General features: G+C 64.0%; 2 protein-coding genes (1 of these 2 cut by a window edge). Both read right to left on the reverse strand.

All coding sequences use genetic code 11. The features are described 5' to 3' along the window. Complete coding sequence (locus AC1RR7_RS15410) at nt 1–14,649, reverse strand: amino acid adenylation domain-containing protein (RefSeq protein WP_493157922.1); 14,649 nt, start codon at nt 14,647–14,649, stop codon at nt 1–3. Further along, a protein-coding gene (locus AC1RR7_RS15415) for an amino acid adenylation domain-containing protein (protein ID WP_493157923.1) crosses the window boundary here: on the reverse strand, nt 14,646–21,029 show its 3' end. The gene runs 9,885 nt beyond the window's last position; only the last 6,384 of its 16,269 coding nucleotides appear in the window; its start codon lies off the right edge, out of view; the stop codon is at nt 14,646–14,648. Before AC1RR7_RS15415 ends, AC1RR7_RS15410 begins: the two co-directional genes overlap by 4 nt.

The following is a 21,029-nucleotide window of genomic DNA, read 5'->3' on the forward strand; positions in this document are numbered from 1 at the left end:
TCAGGACAACACTTGGCCAGCCGCCACCGTCAACCCGTCATGCCACCACGCCGCGAGACTGAAGACGTTGGGCGCCTTGAGAATCGTGAAGTGGTTGCCAGGGCCGTACCACACCGCCAGATCCCTGGCCTCGCGCTGCCAGCCTTCGAGCATTGCAACCTGTTCGCGCTGGTTGCCCGAGGCGTCCAGCGTCGGATCGTCCACCAGCGCCAGACGCACCGGCCCGGTGTAGGCCAGAGCCGGTCGATAGACCGTGCGCAGCGCGGTGGCGAACGTGCGCACCGGGCCCTGCATCGCATCGGTTGACGCACGTTCAGACAGCACACCCGCGTGCACCATCCCGTCATGCAGCAGGCGCATTTGCGTGGTGTCGTCAGCTTCGGCGAAGGCCAGCGCATCAATGCCCAAAGACTTGCCGCTGGACAGTTGCAGCGACTCGATCAGTCGCAGCAGCGCTGCCGTGGTGGTGTAAGGCTTGCCCACCACGCTGTTGCCGCCCGGCGATTCGCTGTCGATCAGGGTCAGGGACGCCACCTCGCGCCCCGCAGCCTGCAACTGCGCCGCCATGGCGTACGCCACCCAGCCACCGAACGAATGCCCGATCAGATGCACCGGCCCTTGCGGGTACAGTTGCTCAAGCGCCCGCACGTAAAACGTGGCAGCGCTTTCGACCCGACTGTGCGGCACGGTCGCGCCGTCTAGGCCTCGGGGTTGCAGCCCGTAAATCGGCCACTCCGGCCCCAGCGCCTCAGTCAGGTGGATGAACCCGGTGACACTGTCACCAGCCCCCGGCACACAGAAGATCGGCGCGTGCCCGGTGTAGCCGGTCTGGATCGTCAACAACGGCTGATACGCCCGGGATTCGACCGTCGCCGACGCCTGCAACGCCTGGCTGAGCGCCTGACCGAGCACATGCACATGCGGCGCCTGCATCATGCTTTGGTGATCGCCCGGCACGTCGATGCAATGCAGGAGCGTGGCCGGAACTTCATCCGACCAGCCCAGGGTCGGGTGCCGTCGGGACAGCTCCGTCGGATGCTCCTGCGCCCGGAACAAGTGCAGCGGCAAGCCCAATGGATTGATCCGGTAATGCGCCAGTGCATGCCCGTGGGCGACCTCGCGGTCGAGGTAATGCCAGAGGTCTTGAGGCGCGGCAGCGGCCATGTCCGGATGCAGCAATTGCTCCTCCCGGCAGCGCTGCAACAGCGACTGGAAGTCAATCTGCTCCAGCTCGGTCTGCAACACCGCCAGATGCGCCAGTGCGGCTTGTCCCGCGTTTCCAAGAGAGGCGCGGTACATCGTGCAGTGCTGCAACAGCTGGCGCTTGTGCGCATGCTCGTCGCTCCAGCGCGCCTTGCCCTGATCGGTCAGGCGCGGCACGAAACTGTCAATCAGACCGACGAAGGACACTGCCTCATCCATACCGAGCAACTGCATCGCCACTTCATAGGCCAGCACCCCGCCGAACGACCAGCCGGCCAGACGATAAGGCCCTTGCGGCTGCACCGAACGGATGATCTCCACCATGCGCGCCGCCAGGCATTCCATGGTGCGCAGCGGTGCCTTGCCGAACGGAATGCCCGGCAGCCCGTAGATCGGGAAATCGCCCTCGATATGCAGGCCCAGCGCCGGGAAGTAAGCGTCCATCCCGCTGAACTCATGCATCAGGAACAACGGCGTGTCTGCGCCACCGGCACGCACCACGACCAGCCCGTCATCCTGTTGCTCTGCGCCTGTGCGCTGGCTGAGCAACGTGCCGAGCGACTCGATGCTGGCGTGCTGGAACAGCTCGGCCAGCGTCACCTCCAGGCCGTTCTGTTGCATCAGGTTGACCAGACGAATCGCCAGCAACGAATGCCCGCCCAGCTCGAAGAAGTTGTCGTGACGACCGACCTGTTCGACCTGCAATACCTCGGCCCACAACTGAGCGAGGGTTTCCTCCTGCGGATTGGCCGGGGCTTCATAGGTACGACTGAGCAGTGCGTCCTGCGCCGGAACTGGCAACGCCTTGCGGTCGACCTTGCCGTTGTTGTTCAGCGGCAAGACGTCGAGTTGCACCCAGGCCGACGGCACCATGTATTCCGGCAGACGTGCTTGCAATTGACCGCGCAGGCTGGCGCTGTTGATGCCCTCTTCAACTGTGAAGTACGCGACTAGACGCAGCGGTTCCTGGCCGTCCTGACGGGCCAACACAATGGCCTCCTTCACTCCTTCACAGTTCAACAGACGATTTTCGATTTCCCCCAGTTCGATACGGAAGCCGCGAATCTTCACCTGATCGTCGTTACGACCGATACATTCCAGTTGCCCCGGTGCGAGCCAGCGTGCGAGGTCGCCGGTGCGGTACAGCAACGCGCCCGGTTGATCGCCGAACGGGTCTTGCAGGAATTTCTCGGCGGTCAGGTCCGGGCGATTGAGGTAACCCAACGCCACGCCTTGCCCGCCGATGTACAACTCGCCGGTGACGCCCATCGGTACCGGTTGCTGACGAGCATCGAGTACATACACTTGAGTGTTGGAGATCGGGCCGCCAATCGGCACGCTGTCGGCGGTTTCTGCCACTTCGCGAACTTCGAAGGTTGTGGCGTAGGTGGTGGTTTCGGTCGGGCCGTAGCAGTGAACGATGCGCAGGTCCGGCGCCTCGGCGAGCAAGCGGCGGAAGGCCGCCGGATCGGCGCGTTCGCCACCGCACAAGACCATGCGCAGGCCTTTGAGGGCCTCGGGGATCAGTTGCACGTACTGGTTGAACAGTGCGGTGGTGACGAACAGGATCGTCGCACCGGTGTTGGCCAGTTCACGTCCAAAGGCTTGTGGATCGAGCAAGGTCGCGTGATCGATTACCACCACTCGCCCGCCATTGAGCAGCGGCCCCCAGACATCCATGGTGCTGGCGTCGAACGCCGGGTTGGAGGCAAACGCCACACAGTCCTGCGCATTGAAATCCGCATAACCGTTGTTGATCACCAGTCGACCGATCGCCCGGTGCGGCACCATCACTCCTTTCGGCGTGCCGGTGGAGCCGGAGGTGTACATGATGTAGGCCAGCGATTCCGAGGACTGCGGCAGATCCGGGTTGTGCGTCGGTTGCGCATCAAGCTTCAGCACATCCAGATCGATCCGGCGTAAGGCGTAATCAACCGTTTCAGTGCTGAAAGTCAGCAGCGCTTTCGCCCCGCAGTCCTCGACCATGAACGCCTGACGCTCGGCCGGGGCATTAATGTCCAGCGGCACATACGCCGCCGCGCACTTGCCGATGGCCAGTTGCGCGATCAGCAGATCCAGCGAGCGTGGCAGCAGGATCGCCACGTGATCGCCCGGTTGCACACCTTGGCCGATCAAGTGATGGGCCAGGCGATTGGCCCGCTCATTCAACTCAAAGTAGCTCAGCGATAGCGCACCATGCACGGCTGCCACCGCTTGCGGATGCTTCGTCACCTGCTGTTCGAACAGACGATGAACCGTCAACGTCGCCGGGTAATCCCGTTGAGTGGCGTTGAACTCGACCAGCAGTTGCCGCCGCTCATCCCGCGGCAGGATCGACAACTGATCGATGCCCAGTTGCGGCGTCCGCTCCAGCGCCTGCAACAAGCTGTCGACCGCAAGATCCATGTAGTCGCAGATCCGCTCGGCGTCGATCCCGGACGTGGTCAACGCGGTCAGGCTGAAGTCTTCGCCCAGGTCATCGACGCTCAGGCTCAGGCGATAGTTGCTGTGTTCTTCGGCATTGAGCAACTGCATGCCCTGCCATGCCGCCACGACTTCGTCGGACGGCGTACCCCCGCCGCCACTGTGGCGGTAATTGAACAACGCATTGAACAGCGGCGACCCCGGGGCCATGGCGCTGCAACGTTGCACCAGCGCCAGCGGCGCGTGTTCGTGATGCAGCAAGCGGTTCAAGCGCTGATGGGTTGCCAGCGCCGCTTCTTTCACCGATTGCCCGTCCAGATCGATGCGCAGCGGCAGCGTGTTGATGAACACGCCCAGCGCCCGTTCGGCACCTTCACCGCCGTGCAACCGGCCGAGCATGACAGTGCCGAACACCACGTTTTCACGCCCCGACAGTTGTCCCAGCACACTGGCCCAGGCCAGGTGCATCAGGCTGGCGGCGCTGATGCCCAGGCGCCTGGCCTTGGCCCTGACCCGCTGGCTCAGCGCGGTGTTCAGCAGCCGCTGCGCATGCCCGTTACCGCTGTCCGCGACAGAACTCTGGCCATACGGCAGGGTCGGTTCGTCGATATCGCCGAGCATGTCACGGAAGAACGTCTCATGTTCCTCTTCGCTCAGCCCCGAGCGAGTACGGGCGACATAGGTGCGATAAGGCACCGGTTCGGCCAGTTGCCGCACCTGGCCGAGCAGGACTGCCTGCATCTCGTGGCGCAGAACCTCGAGCGCAATGTGGTCCATGACCAGGTGATGGAACAGCAGCAGCGCCACCACGCGCCGATTGACCGCGTCCCAGCCGTGCACCACCCGCATCAATGGCGCCTGTGTGACGGCCATGCGGTATTGCCGGGTATCGAACCGACTGCGCAACTGATCGAGTGCATCAGTTTCGCCAGCATCCAGCTCCACCGTTTCACACACCAGCGACGCCTGACGCCAGACCACTTGCACCGGCTCTTGCAGACCGTCCCAGAACAGCGACGTGCGCAGGATGTCATGGCGCTCGATCACGGCCTGCAAGGCTTCGGCGAACACCCTCAGGCGTGACTCATTGGCAAAGGCGAACTGCGCCTGCAACACATACGGATCGCCCTGGGGTGCCGACAAGTGATGGAACAGAATGCCGGCCTGCAACGGCGCCAACGGATAAATGTCCTGCACGTTCGCTGCGCCGCCGGGAATGCTGGCGACAATGCGGTCGATGGCGGGCTGATCCAGTGCAACCAGTGGCAGCATGTCCGGGGTGATGTGTTTGCAGTCCGGTGCAATCCGGTTGGCCGGGATTTCGCTCTCCGTCTCATCGCCGACCGCGGCGGCCAGTGCGGCGAGCGTCGGCTGGCTGAACAGCACACGCACATCAGCCGTCAGCCCGACGTGGCGCATCCGCGCCACCAGGTTGACTGCCATCAGCGAGTGTCCGCCCAGTTCGAAGAAGTTGTCGTGGCGCCCTACTCGCTCCACCTTGAGCAGTTCGGCCCACAACCCTGCGAGGAGAATTTCCACCTCGCCGACAGGCGCTTCGTATTCGCGGGCAATGACTGCACTCTGATCCGGCGCGGGCAATGCCTTGCGGTCGAGTTTGCCGTTGGGACTCAGCGGCAACGCCTCCAGATGCACGAACACTGCGGGCACCATGTAATCCGGCAGGTGCTCCAGCAGTTGACTGCGCAGCAGGTCGATTTCCAGACGTGCGCCGGTGTAGTAGGCGACAAGGCGCTTGTCTCCCGGCACGTCTTCGCGGGCCAGCACCGCCGCTTCCTGCACACCGCCGATGTCGGTCAGGCGAGACTGGATTTCACCGAGTTCGATGCGCAGGCCACGGATCTTCACCTGATCGTCGTTGCGGCCCAGGTATTCGATGTTGCCATCGGCCAGATAACGGGCGACGTCGCCGGTGCGGTACATCCTGCCGTTCGGCTGGAATGGATCGTTCAGGAAACGCTCGGCGCTCAACTCGGGCCGGTTCAGATAACCGCGAGCCACTTGCACACCCCCGATGTACAACTCGCCGACCACGCCTTGCGGCACCGGTTGCTGCTGGGCATCGAGGATGTACATATGGGTGTTGGCGATCGGTTTGCCGATGGGCGTGTTGTCTGGCGTTAGCTCCAACGGCCCGGCGCAATCCCATGCGGTAACGTCCACTGCCGCTTCGGTCGGGCCGTACAGGTTGTGCAAACCACTGTTCGGCAATTGCTGCTTGAAGCGCCGTACCAGACTGCCCGGCAACGCTTCACCGCTGCACATCACCTGACGCAAACCGTGGCAACGCGCGGTCTCGCCATGGGCGAGGAACACGTCGAGCATCGACGGTACGAAGTGCAGCGTAGTGATCTGCTCGCGCTCGATCACTTCACTCAGATAGAGCGGATCCTTGTGACCGCCCGGACGCGCCATCACCAGTCGGGCGCCGGTCATCAGTGGCCAAAAGAACTCCCAGACCGACACGTCGAAGCTGAACGGGGTTTTCTGAAGTACAGAATCCTCAGCCGTCAGGCGATAGGCGTCCTGCATCCACAGCAAGCGGTTGACCACCCCGCTGTGCTCGTTGATCACGCCTTTCGGCTGGCCGGTGGAACCGGAGGTGTAGATCACATAGGCCGTGTGTTGCGGAGTCAGTCCGTCGACGGACAAGTTATCCGCCGACAACGATTGCCAGGTGTTGCGATCCAGATCGACCACCGGCACCGCGACCTCACCCAACAACCCGCGAGTCGAACCCTGCACCAGCACTGCCAACGGTGCGCTGTCCTCCAGCATGTAAGCCAGACGTTCCAGCGGATACGCCGGATCCAGCGGCACATAACCGCCGCCGGCCTTCAGAATCGCCAGCAACCCGACCACCATTTCCAGCCCGCGCTCGACGCAGATCGCCACCCGCGCATCCGGGCCAACACCCAAGCCGCGCAAGTGATGCGCCAAACGGTTGGCCCGAGCGTTCAGCTCGGCATAGCTCAGCCGCTGTTCGCCTGAGAGCACCGCCACAGCCTGCGGCGTGCGCAAGACCTGCGCTTCGAACAGACCGTGGATGCTCTGCTCCAGATCGTAATCAACGTCAGTGGCATTGAAGTCATGCAGCAAGTGCCGACGCTCATCCTCCGCCAGCACATCGACCTGCTCCAGCAACGCCTGATCGTTGCTGACCATGGCCTGCAACAACTGCTGCAAGTAACCGGCATAACGCTGGATCGTCGACTCATCGAACAACGCCGTGGCGTATTCCAGCGAACCCCGGATCACACCTTGGGCCTCGCCCAACGTCAGCGACAGGTCGAACTTGGCGAAATGGCTCGGCTCGGCCACGCCTTCCAGCGTCAGGTCACCGAGAGCCAGCGTCGCACCGCTGCCACTGTCCCAGCTCAACAATGTCTGGAACAACGGGCTGTGTGACAGGCTGCGCACCGGCCGGGTGATTTCCACCACCTGTTCGAACGGCAGGTCCTGATGGGCCTGCGCCTCAAGCGTGCACGCCTTGACTCGCGCCAGCAACGCTTCGACGCTGAGCGCACCCGAAGTATCGATGCGCAGCGCAAGCGTGTTGACGAACAATCCGATCAGCCCTTCGATTTCCGCCCGGTTGCGGTTGGCGACGGGCGACCCGATCACTACGTCCGATTGGCCGGACAAGCGACCGAGCAACATCGCCCACGCACTCATCACCGCCATGTAAGGCGTCACGCCGTGGCGTTGGCACAGCGCCTTGAGCCCGGCGCTCAAACGCTCATCCAGCCGGATGTCGACACTGCTGCCAGCGTAATCCTGCTGGGCCGGGCGTGGACGGTCGGTCGGCAACATCAGCAAGGCCGGCGCACCGGCCAGGGTCTGCTGCCAGAAATCGCTCTGACGCTGCAAGACTTCACCGCTCAACCAGCGGCGCTGCCACACGGCGTAATCGGTGTATTGCAACGCCAACGGCGGCAGCGGATCGGCCTCGCCATGGCTGAACGCCTGATACAGCGCCATCAATTCGCGGGTCAGGACGCCCATCGACCAGCCATCGGAGATGATGTGGTGCAGGGTCAGCAGCAACACATGATGATCATCGGCGAGTCGCACCAGACGCCCGCGAATCAACGGGTCGTCCTGCAAATCGAACGGCCCCGAGGCTTCACCCTGAATCAGCGCGAGCAAGGCGTCGTCGGCTTGCGGGTGGTGGCGCAAATCTTCGACCCGCAGCAGCACACCGCTGTCGAGCGGCGCGATCAGCACCTGGGCTTCATCGTTGAACTGGGCGAAGCGGCTGCGCAGGGTTTCGTGACGTTCAACGATCCGCGCCAGTGCTCGTTGCAGGGCGGTTTCGTCGAGGCGACCGCGCAGGCGCAGGCCGAGGGGAATGTTGTAGGCGGTGTTGGCGCCTTCCAGTTGCGCCATGAACCACAACCGTTGTTGAGCGAACGACAACGGCAGCGCGCCGTCCCGCGGCGCCGGCATGATCGGCGGTTGCGTGCAGCGCCCGGCCTGGGCCAGCACCTCGGCGACCGCTGACAGTTCGGCATTGGCGAACAGCTCAGCGAGCGTCAGTTCCACCCCCAGCCGCTGGCGCACCTGAGACAGCATGCGCATCGCCAGCAACGAATGACCGCCCAGCTCGAAAAAGTGATCCTGACGTCCGACCTGCTCAACTTGCAGCACGTCGGCCCAGATCTGCGCCAGGGTGGTTTCCAGTTCACCTTGCGGTGCTTGATATTCACGGGTGAACAAGGCGCTGCGATCCGGCATTGGCAAGGCCTTGCGGTCAACCTTGCCGTTGGCGGTCAGCGGCAGCGCGTCGAGTCTGACGAAGGCCGCCGGCACCATGTATTCCGGCAACTGGGTCAACAGGTGCGCCCGCAGTTCGGCCACGGCCAACGGCTCGACCTGTGCCTGCTCGGTGAAATACGCCACCAGCCGCACCTGGCCGGGCTCGTCTTCGCGGGCCACCAGCACCGCCTCCTGGATGCCGAGCAACTGATTCAGGCGGGTTTCGATTTCGCCCAGTTCGACACGCACTCCGCGGATTTTCACCTGATCGTCGTTGCGCCCCAGGTACTCGATGGAACCGTCGGCGCGCCAGCGCGCCAGGTCACCCGTGCGGTACATCCGGCCGTGGTTGAACGGGTCACGCAGGAAGCGTTCTTCGGTCAGATCCGCACGATTCAGGTAGCCCCGGGCCACACCGGCGCCACCCACATACAGCTCCGCCGCCACGCCGACAGGTACCGGGCGCTGCTGTTCATCGAGCAGGTACACCGTCGCGTTGGCGATCGGTTTGCCGATGTGCAGCGCCTGCCCCGCCTCGACAATGCCCGAGGTGGCGACCACCGTGGCCTCGGTCGGGCCGTAGTTGTTGACCACATCGAACGACTGCTGACGATTGAACTGACGCAGACGGTCGCCGCCAATCAGCAGTGTTCGCAGGGTCGGATGTTCGAGGTTCTGGCTGAAGGCGTATTCGGCCACCGGTGTCGGCAAGAAGCTCACGTCCAGCGGCTGCGCGCGCCACCAGTCGAGCAACGCATCCACGTCTTCGCTGCCGTCGCGGGCCGGCGCCAGGTGCAGGGTCGCGCCGGCACACAGGGCCGGCCAGACTTCCCAAGCCATGGCGTCGAAGCCGAAACCGGCAAGGCTCGACGTGTGACGCCCGGCGCACAGGTCGAAAGCCTTGCAATGCCAATCGACGAGGTTGCTCAGTGTGTGGTGTTCGACCATCACGCCCTTGGGCAAACCGGTGGAGCCCGAGGTGTAGATGACGTAGGCCAGGTGTTCGCTGGTCATGCCAGGCACCTGCGGATTACCGGTCTCGTTGTCCGGCCAGGTACGCAAATCCAGATCGATCACCGGTACATCAAGCGCCGGCAAGCGTTCACGCAAATCACTCAGGCACAGCACCGCCACGGGCGCACTGTCGCTCAGCAGATAGTGCAAACGCTCCGCCGGGTGCGCCGGATCCACCGGCACATAACCGGCGCCGGCCTTGAGAATGGCCACCAGCCCGACCAGCGTTTCCAGCCCGCGCCGGGCGATGATGGCCATGCGATCATCAGGGCGAACGCCCAGCCCGATCAGGTGATGAGCCAGAGTGTTGGCCTGACGGTTCAGCTCGGCAAAGGTCAACGCCTGCCCCTGACAGACCGCCGCAACCGCCTCGGGCCGTTCGATCACTTGCGCCTCGAATCGCTGCGCAATGGTCAGCCCCGACACAAACGCCGTGTGCGTGTCGTTGAACGTGACGAGCAACTGTTCACGCTCGTGGGCCTGAACCATATCGAGCTGTTCCAGCTCCGCCTGATCGTTGGTGACCATCGCATGCAGCAGTTGCTCGAAGTAGCCGACATAACGCTGGATCGTCGACTCATCGAACAACGCCGTGGCGTATTCCAGCGCTCCGCGAATTCCGCTGCGGGTTTCACCCAGGGTCAGCGACAGGTCGAACTTGGCAAACTGAGCCGGACCGCCCACGCGTTCCAGCGCCAGATCACCCAGCGCCAGATCCGGCCCCACGCTGTTTTCCCAGCTCAGGGTGGTCTGGAACAACGGACTGTGGGAAAGACTGCGCGCCGGCCGGGTGACTTCCACCACCTGCTCGAAGGGCAGATCCTGATGGGCCTGGGCTTGCAGCGTGCACGCCTTGACCCGGGCCAGCAACGCCTCGACGCTGAGCCCGCCGGATGTATCGATCCGCAGGGCCAGGGTATTGATGAACAACCCGATCAGCCCTTCGATTTCCGCGCGGCCACGGTTGGCAATCGGCGAACCCACCACCACGTCGGACTGGCCGGACAAGCGACTGAGCAACAGAGCCCAGGCGCTCACCATCGTCATGTACATCGTCACGCCGTGCCGCTGGCTCAGCGCCTTGAGCCCGGCGCTCAGCGGTTCGCCGAGCCGGAACTCGACGCTGCTGCCGGTGTAATCCTGTTGCGCCGGACGCGGACGGTCGGTCGGCAGCACCAGCAAGGTCGGGGCCCCCGCCAGATTCTGCTGCCAGTAATCGCTCTGACGCTGCAGCACTTCACCGCTCAACCAGCGCCGTTGCCAGGTCGCGTAGTCGGCGTATTGCAGCGCCAATGGCGGCAGCGGATCGGCCTCGCCATGGCTGTAAGCCTGATACAGCGCCATCAGTTCACGGGTCAGCACGCCCATCGACCAGCCATCGGAGATGATGTGGTGCAAGGTCAGCAGCAACACATGGTGATCGTCGGCCAGCCGGACCAGACGCCCGCGAATCAACGGATCGTTCTGCAAATCGAACGGGGTCGAGGCCTGTTCACGGATCAACGCCTGCAAGGCTTCGTCGGCGTGTGGATGCTGACGCAGATCCTCGACCCGCAGCAGCATGCCGCTGTCGACCGGCGCGATCATCACCTGCACCTCATCGTTGTGCGGGACAAAACGGCTGCGCAGGGTTTCGTGGCGGTCGACGATCCGGGCCAGTGCCTGTTGCAGCGCCGCCTCCTCGAGATCACCGCGCAAGCACAGGCCCAACGGAATGTTGTAGGCCGTGTTGACTCCTTCCATACGCGCCAGAAACCACAACCGTTGCTGGGCGAACGACAGCGGCAGCGCGCCGTCACGAGGCACCGGCACCATCGCCGGTTGCGAACTGCGCCCGGCCTGGGCCAGCACTTCTGCGACCGCTGACAGCTCGGCATTGGCAAACAGTTCGCTAATCGCCAGCTCGACGCCCAGGCGTTGGCGAACCTGAGACACCATGCGCATTGCCAACAGCGAGTGGCCACCCAGCTCGAAGAAGTGGTCCCGCCGCCCGACACGTTCGACCTGCAGCACTTCGCCCCAGATCCGCGCCAACGCGGTTTCCAGTTCGCCTTGCGGTGCTTCGTAATGACGGGTGAACAGCGCCGCGCGGTCCGGCGCCGGCAAGGCTTTACGGTCGACTTTGCCGTTGGCGGTCAGCGGCAGCGCATCCAGTCGCACGAACGCCGACGGCACCATGTACTCGGGCAATTGCGCCAGCAGGCAGGCGCGCAGCTCAGCCACCGGTTGCGGTTCGACCTGAGCCTGTTCGGTGTAATAGGCGACGAGGCGCGGCTGACCGGGTTCATCTTCGCGGGCCAGCAATACCGCTTCCTGGATACCGGGGAGCTGGTTGAGCCGGGTTTCAATCTCGCCCAGTTCAATGCGCACGCCGCGAATTTTCACCTGATCATCGTTGCGTCCCAGGTATTCGAGGGTGCCGTCGTCCTGCCAGCGCGCCAGGTCACCGGTGCGGTACATGCGCCCGCTGTTGAATGGATCGTCGAGAAAGCGTTCGGCCGTCAACTCGGGACGGTTCAGATAACCCCGGGCAACCCCGGCGCCACCGACATACAACTCCCCCGCTACCCCGATGGGCACCGGACGTTGCTGCTCATCCAGCAGATAGACCGTGGCATTGCTCACCGGCCGACCGATGTGCAGCGTCTGCCCGGCCTCGATCTTGCCCGAGGTCGCCACCACCGTGGCTTCAGTCGGGCCGTAGTTGTTGATCACGTCGAAATGCTGGTGACGGCTGAACTGCCGCAAGCGATCCCCGCCGATCAGCAGCGTGCGCAAGGTCGGGTGTTCGAGGTTTTGACTGAAGGCGTATTCGGCCACTGGCGTTGGCAAAAAGCTCACATCCAGCGGCTGCGCGCGCCACCAATCGAGCAAGGCATCGATGTCTTCGTTGCCGTCGCGGGCCGGGGCCAGATGCAGGGTCGCACCGGCACACAGCGCCGGCCAGACTTCCCAGGCCATGGCGTCGAAGCCGAACCCGGCAAGGCTTGAAGTGTGGCGGCCGGCGCACAGATCGAACGCGCCGCAATGCCAGTCGACGAGGTTGGACAGGGTGCGGTGTTCGACCATCACGCCCTTGGGCAGACCGGTCGAGCCCGAGGTGTAGATCACGTAGGCCAGATGCTCTGTGGTCAGCCCCGGCACCTGCGGATCGAGGGCCAGACTCAGTGGCCAGGTACGGCGGTCGAGGTCGATCACCGGGACGTCCAGCGTCGGCAGTCGATCACGCAGATCGCTCTGGGTCAGCACCACCACCGGGGCGCTGTCGCTGAGCAGATAGCTCAAGCGTTCGGCGGGATGCGCCGGGTCAACCGGTACGTAGCCGGCCCCGGCCTTGAGAATCGCCAGCAGCCCGGCCAGCGTATCCAACCCTCGGCGGGCGACGATGGCCACGCGATCATCGGGGCGAACGCCCAGGCTGATCAGATGATGGGCCAGTGCATTGGCGTGCTGGTTCAGCTCGGCATAGGTCACTTGTTCACCGAGGAACACCGCCGCCACCGCTTCCGGCCGCTCGATGACTTGCGCCTCGAAACGCTGGTGAATGGTCAGCCCTTGCAGGTAATCGGCCCGGGTGGCGTTGAAGCCGCGCAGGATCTGCTCGCGCTCGGCGTCCGGCAGGATCGGCACCTGGCTGATCGGCGAGTCCGGTGCCTGTTCCAGCGCGGACACCAGACCGTTCAGGGCACCGAGCATGTAATCGCACACCCGTTGCGGATCAACCTCAGTGGTGGCGAGCAAGGTTAGGCTGAAGGCGTCGCCCAGGTCGTCGATACTCAGGGTCAGCGGATAATTGGTGCGCTCTTCCGAGTGCAGGGTGGTGATGCCTTCCCATGCGGACAGGGTTTGTGCACTCGCCGATGCCGCGCTATGGCTGTGGCGATAATTGAGCAAGGCGCTGAACAGCGGCGTCGGCGCAGCCACGCTGCTGCAGCGCTGGGCCAGCGCCAGCGGCGCGTGTTCATGGCGCATCAAGGTGGTCAGGCGCGCGTGGGTCGCCTGCACGGCGTTGCGTACGCTCTGAGTATCGACGTCCACCCGCACCGGTAAAGTGTTGATGAAAATGCCCAGCGCCCGGTCGGTGGCTTCGGCACCTTGCAGGCGCCCCATCAACACTGTGCCGAACACCACGCGTTGCTTGCCGGCAAGCGTGGCCAGCACCTGCGCCCAGGCCAGGTGGAACAGACTGGCCGCGCTCACCCCGAGCTGCCGCGCCTGCCCCCGCAGGCGCAGGCCCAAGGCCGGTTCGACCGGTACGCTCAGCTCGGTGATGCCGTGGCCGTCACCCTGCACATCCTGCAAGCCGAACGGCAAGGTCGGCTCGTCGATATCGCCGAGCATGTCGCGAAAGAACGCCTCGTGCTCGGTTTCGCTGACACCCAGCCGTGCCTGCGCCACGTAATCACGAAACGCGACCGGCCGCCCCAGCAGACTGCCCTGCCCCGTGAGGAACGCACGCATCTCATGGCGCACCACATCGAGTGCCGAGTGATCCAGCGCCATGTGATGGAACAGCAGCGTCGCAACGACTCGCTGCCCGGCGTCGTCCCACGCATGGGCCAGACGCATCATCGGCGCCCGGCTCACGTCCATGCGGAATTCCCGGGCGTCGAAACGCTCGTGCAAATACGCCAGCGCATCGCCTTCGGCATCGATCTCTTCTACCGGCAATTCGGCCTGGCGCCAGACCACTTGCTGCGGCGTATCCAGTCCATCCCACACCACCGCCGTACGGAGGATGTCGTGGCGATCGATCACGGCCTGCAAAGCCTGAACGAAGTCATTCAAGCGACCGCGATCGGCAAAGGCGAAATGCGCCTGCATTACGTAGGGATCACCCTGGGTGGCGCTGACATGGTGGTAAAGAATGCCTTCCTGCAACGGCGCCAGCGGATAGATATCCTGCACATTGGCCGCGCCGCCCGGCACGTCGTCGACCAGACGGTCGATGGCCGCCTGATCGAGTTCGGCCAGGGTCAGCATCGCCGGGGTGATGCGCGTGGTGCCGGGTGCAATGCCGTTGGCCGGCACGTCGACCTGACCGCTCTTGGTCGCTGAATATTGCCCGGCCTTGATCAGTTCGATCAGCGCCGGTTTGTGCTCGCGCAACAGCGCCAGCACCGCCGGATCGCTCAGCGCCTGTTTGTTGCCCTGTACGCGCAACTGGTCGTTGGTGACCGCTAACTGGATGTCTTTAGCCTTGAGTGTTGCCAACAGTTCGATCACGTTCACAGGACGATCTCCATTCTTTCCGTAATTGCGGCGTAACCGGCCAGGGTCGGTTGTTCGAACAACGCCCTGACTTCGGCTTCCATGCCTTCCTGACGTAACCGGCCGATCAGACTGACCGCCAGCAATGAGTGTCCGCCCAGTTCAAAAAAGTTGTCGTGCCGCCCTACCCGTTCCACGTTGAGCAATTCGGCCCAGAGCCCGGCGAGGAGAATTTCCACTTCGCCGACCGGGGCTTCGTATTCGCGAGTGATCACAGACGCTTGATCGGGTGCCGGCAGTGCCTTGCGGTCGAGTTTGCCGTTGGGGCTCAGTGGCAGCGCATCCAGGTGCACGAATACCGCCGGCACCATGTAATCCGGCAGGTGCTCGAGCAAGTGACCGCGCAGCACGTCGATTTCCAGTCGTGCGCCGGTGTAATAGGCCACCAGGCGTTTGTCTCCCGGCACATCTTCTCGGGCCAGCACCGCTGCTTCTTGAACGCCACCGATGTCGGTCAGGCGTGACTGGATTTCGCCCAGTTCGATGCGCAGGCCACGGATCTTCACCTGATCGTCGTTGCGACCCAGGTATTCGATGTTGCCGTCGGCCAGATAACGGGCGACGTCGCCGGTACGGTACATCCGGCCGTTCGGCTGAAATGGATCCTGAAGGAAACGTTCGGCGCTGAGGTCAGGACGGTTCAGGTAACCCCGCGCCACTTGCACGCCGCCGATGTACAGCTCGCCGACCACGCTTTGCGGCACCGGTTGTTGCTGGGCATCGAGGATGTACATGCGCGTGTTGGCGATCGGTTTGCCGATCGGCGTGTTGTCCGGCGTGATGTCGATGGGCCCGGCGCAATCCCACGCCGTGACGTCCACGGCCGCTTCGGTCGGGCCGTACAGGTTGTGCAAACCACTGTTCGGCAATTGCTGCTTGAAGCGCCGTACCAGACTGCCTGGCAACGCTTCACCGCTGCACATCACCTGACGCAAACCGTTGCAACGTGCGGTGTCACCGTGAGCGAGGAACACGTCGAGCATCGACGGCACGAAGTGCAGCGTGGTGATGCGTTCGCGCTCGATCACTTCGCTCAGATACAGCGGATCCTTGTGGCCGCCCGGACGCGCCATCACCAGTCGGGCGCCGGTCATCAACGGCCAGAAGAATTCCCAGACCGACACGTCGAAGCTGAACGGAGTCTTTTGCAGCACTGAATCTTCAGCCGTCAGACGATAAGCGTCCTGCATCCACAGCAAGCGGTTAACCACCCCGGAATGCTCGTTGATCACGCCTTTCGGCTGACCGGTGGAGCCCGAGGTGTAGATCACATACACCGTATGCTGCGGGGTCAGATCATCGACGGAAGGGTTATCGGCTGACAACGACTGCCAGGTGTCATGATCCAGATCGACCACCGGCACCGCCACTTCACCCAACAGTTCGCGGGTCGAACCCTGCACCAGCACCGCCGACGGCGCGCTGTCCTCCAGCATGTAAGCCAGACGCTCCAGCGGATACGCCGGATCCAGCGGCACATAACCGCCACCGGCCTTCAGAATCGCCAGCAGCCCGACCACCATTTCCAGCCCCCGCTCGACGCAGATCGCCACCCGCGCATCCGGGCCAACGCCCAGTCCGCGCAAGTGATGCGCCAAACGGTTGGCCCGAGCGTTCAGCTCGGCATAGCTCAGCCGCTGTTCGCCTGAGAGCACCGCCACAGCCTGCGGCGTGCGCAAGACCTGCGCCTCGAACAAACCGTGGATGCTTTGCTGAAGGTCATAACCAACATCGGTAGCGTTGAAGTCGAACAACAGCCGCTGCCGCTCTGCTCCCTCAAGAATCAGCAAGCGATTCATTGCCTGCGTCGGTGCCTGTTCCAGCGCCTCCACCAATGCCAACAACGCCGTTTGCATGTAACCGCAAATCCGCTGCGCGCCAATGTCCGCCGGCACCATGGCAATCAGCGAGAAACCGTTGCCCAGGTCATCGACGTTCAGGCTCAGTGGATAGTTGGTGCGCTCTTCACTGCTCAGGGTCTCGATGCCCTGCCAAGCCTGAACCACACTGTCCGAATACTCTGAACCGTGGCTGTGTCGATAGTTGAGCATCGCGCTGAACAACGGCGACGGCGCCGCAATCCCGCTGCAACGCTGTGCCAGTGCCAGCGAAGCATGCTCATGCCCCAACAGTGCGGTGAGACGCTGATGCGTCGCCTTGACCGCCTCGCGCACCGGGGTCTCGCCCAGATCGACCCGCAACGGCAAGGTGTTGATGAACATGCCCAGCGCACGGTCGGCGCCCTGGCCGCCCTGCATCCGGCCCATCAACACCGTGCCGAACACCACATTGTCCTGCCCGGAGGTCGCCGCCAATACCTGGGCCCACGCAAGGTGGAACAGGCTGGCCACGCTGATGCCCATCTGCCGCGCCTGACTGCGCAGGCGCAGGTTCAGGCCGTTGTCGAGCGCCTGCTGCACTTCCTCGATGCCGCGTCCGTCGCCGCGTACATCGCGCAAGCTGAACGGCAGGGTCGGCTCGTCGATGTCGCCGAGCATGTCGCGGAAAAATGCCTCATGCTCCTGCTCCGTGACGCCCAGACGCGCCTGCGCCACGTAGTTGCGGTACGGCACCGCCGCCGGCAACGGCTCATCCGCCCCGCGCAGGTGCGCCTGCATTTCATGGCGCACCACTTCCAGCGCGGTGTGGTCGAGCACGATGTGATGGAACAGCAGCATCGCCACCACCCGGCCGTGTGCCGGATCGCGGGCGTACACCAGTCGCAGCAACGGTGCCTGGGCGATGTCGAGGCGGTAATGCCGGGCATCGAACCGGGTGTGCAGTTGTTCAAGGATGTCGCCGGCCGCTGGATCGAGTATGGCCTCCTGCACCACCAGTTCAGCCTGGCGCCACACGACCTGCACCGGCACGCTCAAGCCTTCCCACACCACACCCGTGCGCAGAACGTCATGGCGGTCGATGACGTGTTGCAACGCCGCACGGAAACACTGCAAACGTTCAAGGCTGTCGAACGCCAGTCGCGACTGCAGCAGGTAGGGATCGCCTTCTCCCGCACTCAAGTGGTGGTAAAGAATGCCTTCCTGCAGCGGCGCCAGCGGATAGATGTCCTGCACGTTGGCAGCGCCACCCGGCACGCTGAACACGACGCGCTCGATGGCGGCCTGATCCAGTGTCACCAGCGTCAGCATGTCCGGGGTGATGCGGGTGCAATTGGCTGCGATGCGGTTGGCCGGCACTTCGATTTCCCGCCCGCTGCCCACGGCGGCAGCCAGCGCGGCCAGGGTGGGTTGACTGAACAGCACGCGCACATCGGTGCTCAGCCCGATCTGGCGCATGCGCTCGATCAGGCTCACCGCCAGCAGCGAGTGCCCGCCCAGTTCAAAGAAGTGATCGTGGCGCCCGACGCGCTCGACCTTCAGCACCTCGGCCCACAACTTAGCCAGGGCGATTTCGGTCTCACCGACGGGAGGCTCGTATTCACGCACCAGCACCGACTCGGCACCGGGGGCCGGCAGCGCCTTGCGATCCACCTTGCCGTTCGGGCTCAGCGGCAGGCCATCGAGCGCGACGAATGCCGACGGCACCATGTAGTCCGGCAGGCGTGCGAGCAAGTGTTCGCGCAATGCCTCGATCCCCGGTTGCCCGGCCTCGGCGTGCCAGGTGAAGTACGCCACCAGACGTTCTTCACGCACCAGCACCACGGCTTCACGCAGGGCTGGATGGCTGAGCAGTTGCGCTTCGATTTCACCCAACTCCAGGCGCAGGCCACGCAGTTTGACCTGGAAGTCGTTGCGCCCGATGAATTCGAGCTGGCCATCGGCGCGGTAGCGCACCAGGTCGCCCGTGGCGTACAACCGATCGCCGGCCACGAACGGGCTCGGGATAAACCGTTCAGCCATCAACTGCGGTAACCCCAGATAACCCCGCGCAACCCCGGCGCCGCCAATGAACAATTGACCGATGACGCCCATCGGCACCGGCCGTTCGGCGACGTCGAGTACATAGAGACGAGTGTTGTTGATCGGCCGTCCGATCGGCAACGCGCTGTGCGGCACCGACATCGACGGTTCCAGCGTCCACACCGTGCTGTCGACCGTCGCCTCGGTCGGGCCGTAGACGTTGTGCAAACGCACCTGCGGCAAACGCTCACGAACCAGACGAGCCAGCGCTGGCGTCAGGTCGCCGCCGCCACAGAACACATCGGTGAGGCTGCTGCACTGGCTGACATCGTCCTGCTCAAGGAACTGTTGCAACAGCACCGGCACGAACTGGATCACGCTGATCCGCTGCTCGCGAATCACCTGCGCCAGATACGACGGCTCGCGGTGCCCGTCAGGACGCGCCAGCACCAGACGCAGCCCGGCGCTCAATGGCCAGAACAGCTCCCAGACCGAGGCATCGAAACTGAACGGGGTTTTCTGCAACAGGGCGCCGTCCGTCACGGCAGGACACAGTTGCGAACTCCAGTGCAACAGATTGCCCACGCCGCGATGCTCGACCATCACGCCCTTCGGCGCACCGGTCGAACCGGAGGTATAGATCACGTAGGCCAGGTTCGAAGCGCTCAGGCCCGGCACTTGCGGGTTGTCATCCGGGTTGAACTTCCAGTGATCCTGATCCAGATCGATCACCAGCGCAGTGCTCTCGCCCAGCAACTCACGAGTCGCCCCATGGACCAGCACGGCCACCGGCGCGCTGTCCTTGAGCATGTAATCCAGACGCTCCGCCGGGTACGCCGGGTCCAGCGGCACATAGGCGCCGCCAGCCTTGAGGATGCCGAGCAGACCGACCATCAGTTCCAGCCCGCGCTCGACGCAGATCGCCACCCGCGCATCCGGCCCCACGCCCAGTTCGCTCAGGTGATGGGCCAGACGGTTGGCCTGTGTGTTGAGTTCGGCGTAGGTCAGTTGCCGTTCACCGGCCTGCAACGCGATGGCTTGCGGCGTGCGTTGTACTTGCGCCTCGAACAATCCGTGAACGGTTTGCTGCAGATCGTCTGCGGTGCCGGTAACGTTGAGGTCGTACAGCACCTGCTGACGCTCTGCGCCTTCAAGGATCGACAAGCGATTCAGCGGCTGATCCGGGGCTTGTTCCAGGGCATCCGCGAGTTTCTCCAGCGCGGTCTGCATGTAGTCACAGATACGCTGCGAACCGATGTTCGCCGGGGTCATGGCAGTGAGTACGAAACCGTTGCCCAGATCATCGACGCCCAGGCTCAGCGGATAGTTGGTGCGTTCTTCGCTGCTCAGGGTCTCGATGCCTTGCCAGGCCTGACGCACGTTTTGCTGTTGCGCCTCGTCGGCGCTGTGGCGGTAGTTGAGCATCGAACTGAACAGTGGCGATGGCGCAGCCACACCGCTGCAACGCTGGGCCAGCGCCAGTGACGCGTGCTCGTGGCCGAGCAGCGTACTGAGACGCGCATGTGTTGCCCGAGCCCCTTCGCGCACTGGGGTTGCTCCCAGATCGACCCGCAGCGGCAAGGTGTTGATGAACATCCCCAACGCCCGGTCGGCCCCCTCGCCGCCCTGCATCCGGCCCATCAGCACCGTGCCGAACACCACGCGCTCCTGCCCGGACGTCGCCGCCAGCACCTGCGCCCACGCGAGGTGGAACAGGCTGGCCACGCTGATGCCCAGTTGCCGCGCGAGGCTGCGCAGACGCTGACCGGTGGCGGCGGTCAGGGCCTGTTGCGTTTCCTCGATGTCGCGACCGTCACCTTGTACATCCTGCAAGCCGAACGGCAGGGTCGGCTCGTCGATGTCGCCGAGCATGTCGCGGAAGAACGCTTCGTGCTCCTGCTCGCTGACACCCAGCCGCGCCTGCGCCACGTAGTTGCGGTAAGGCACGGCCGCACCCAGCGAGGCTTCGCGCCCTTGCAGGCAGGCGAGCATTTCGTGCTGCACCACGTCCAGCGCGGTGTGATCCATCACGACATGGTGGAACAGCAACATCGCGACCACCCGGTCGTGAGCCGGATCACGGGCATACACCAGACGCAGCAAGGGTGCCTGACTGATGTCGAGGCGGTAGTGACGGGCATCGAAACGCTCGTGCAACTGCTCGAGGACGTCGCCATCCGCCGGATCGAGCACGATCTCCTGCACCGGCAGCTCAACCTGACGCCACACCACTTGCATCGGTTCGGCCAGTTCCTGCCAGATCACCGCCGTGCGCAAGATGTCGTGGCGCGCCATGACCTGACGCAACGCCGTCGCGAAGCTCTCGACCCGCTCGACGCTGTCGAAGGCCAGCCGCGATTGCAGCAGGTACGGGTCACCCTGTTCGGCGCTCAAGTGGTGATAAAGGATGCCTTCCTGCAACGGCGCCAGCGGATAAATGTCCTGCACGTTCACGGCGCCGCCCGGCACCGTGGCAACGAT

This window comes from Pseudomonas sp. GW821-FHT11G12 (genome assembly GCF_058808055.1).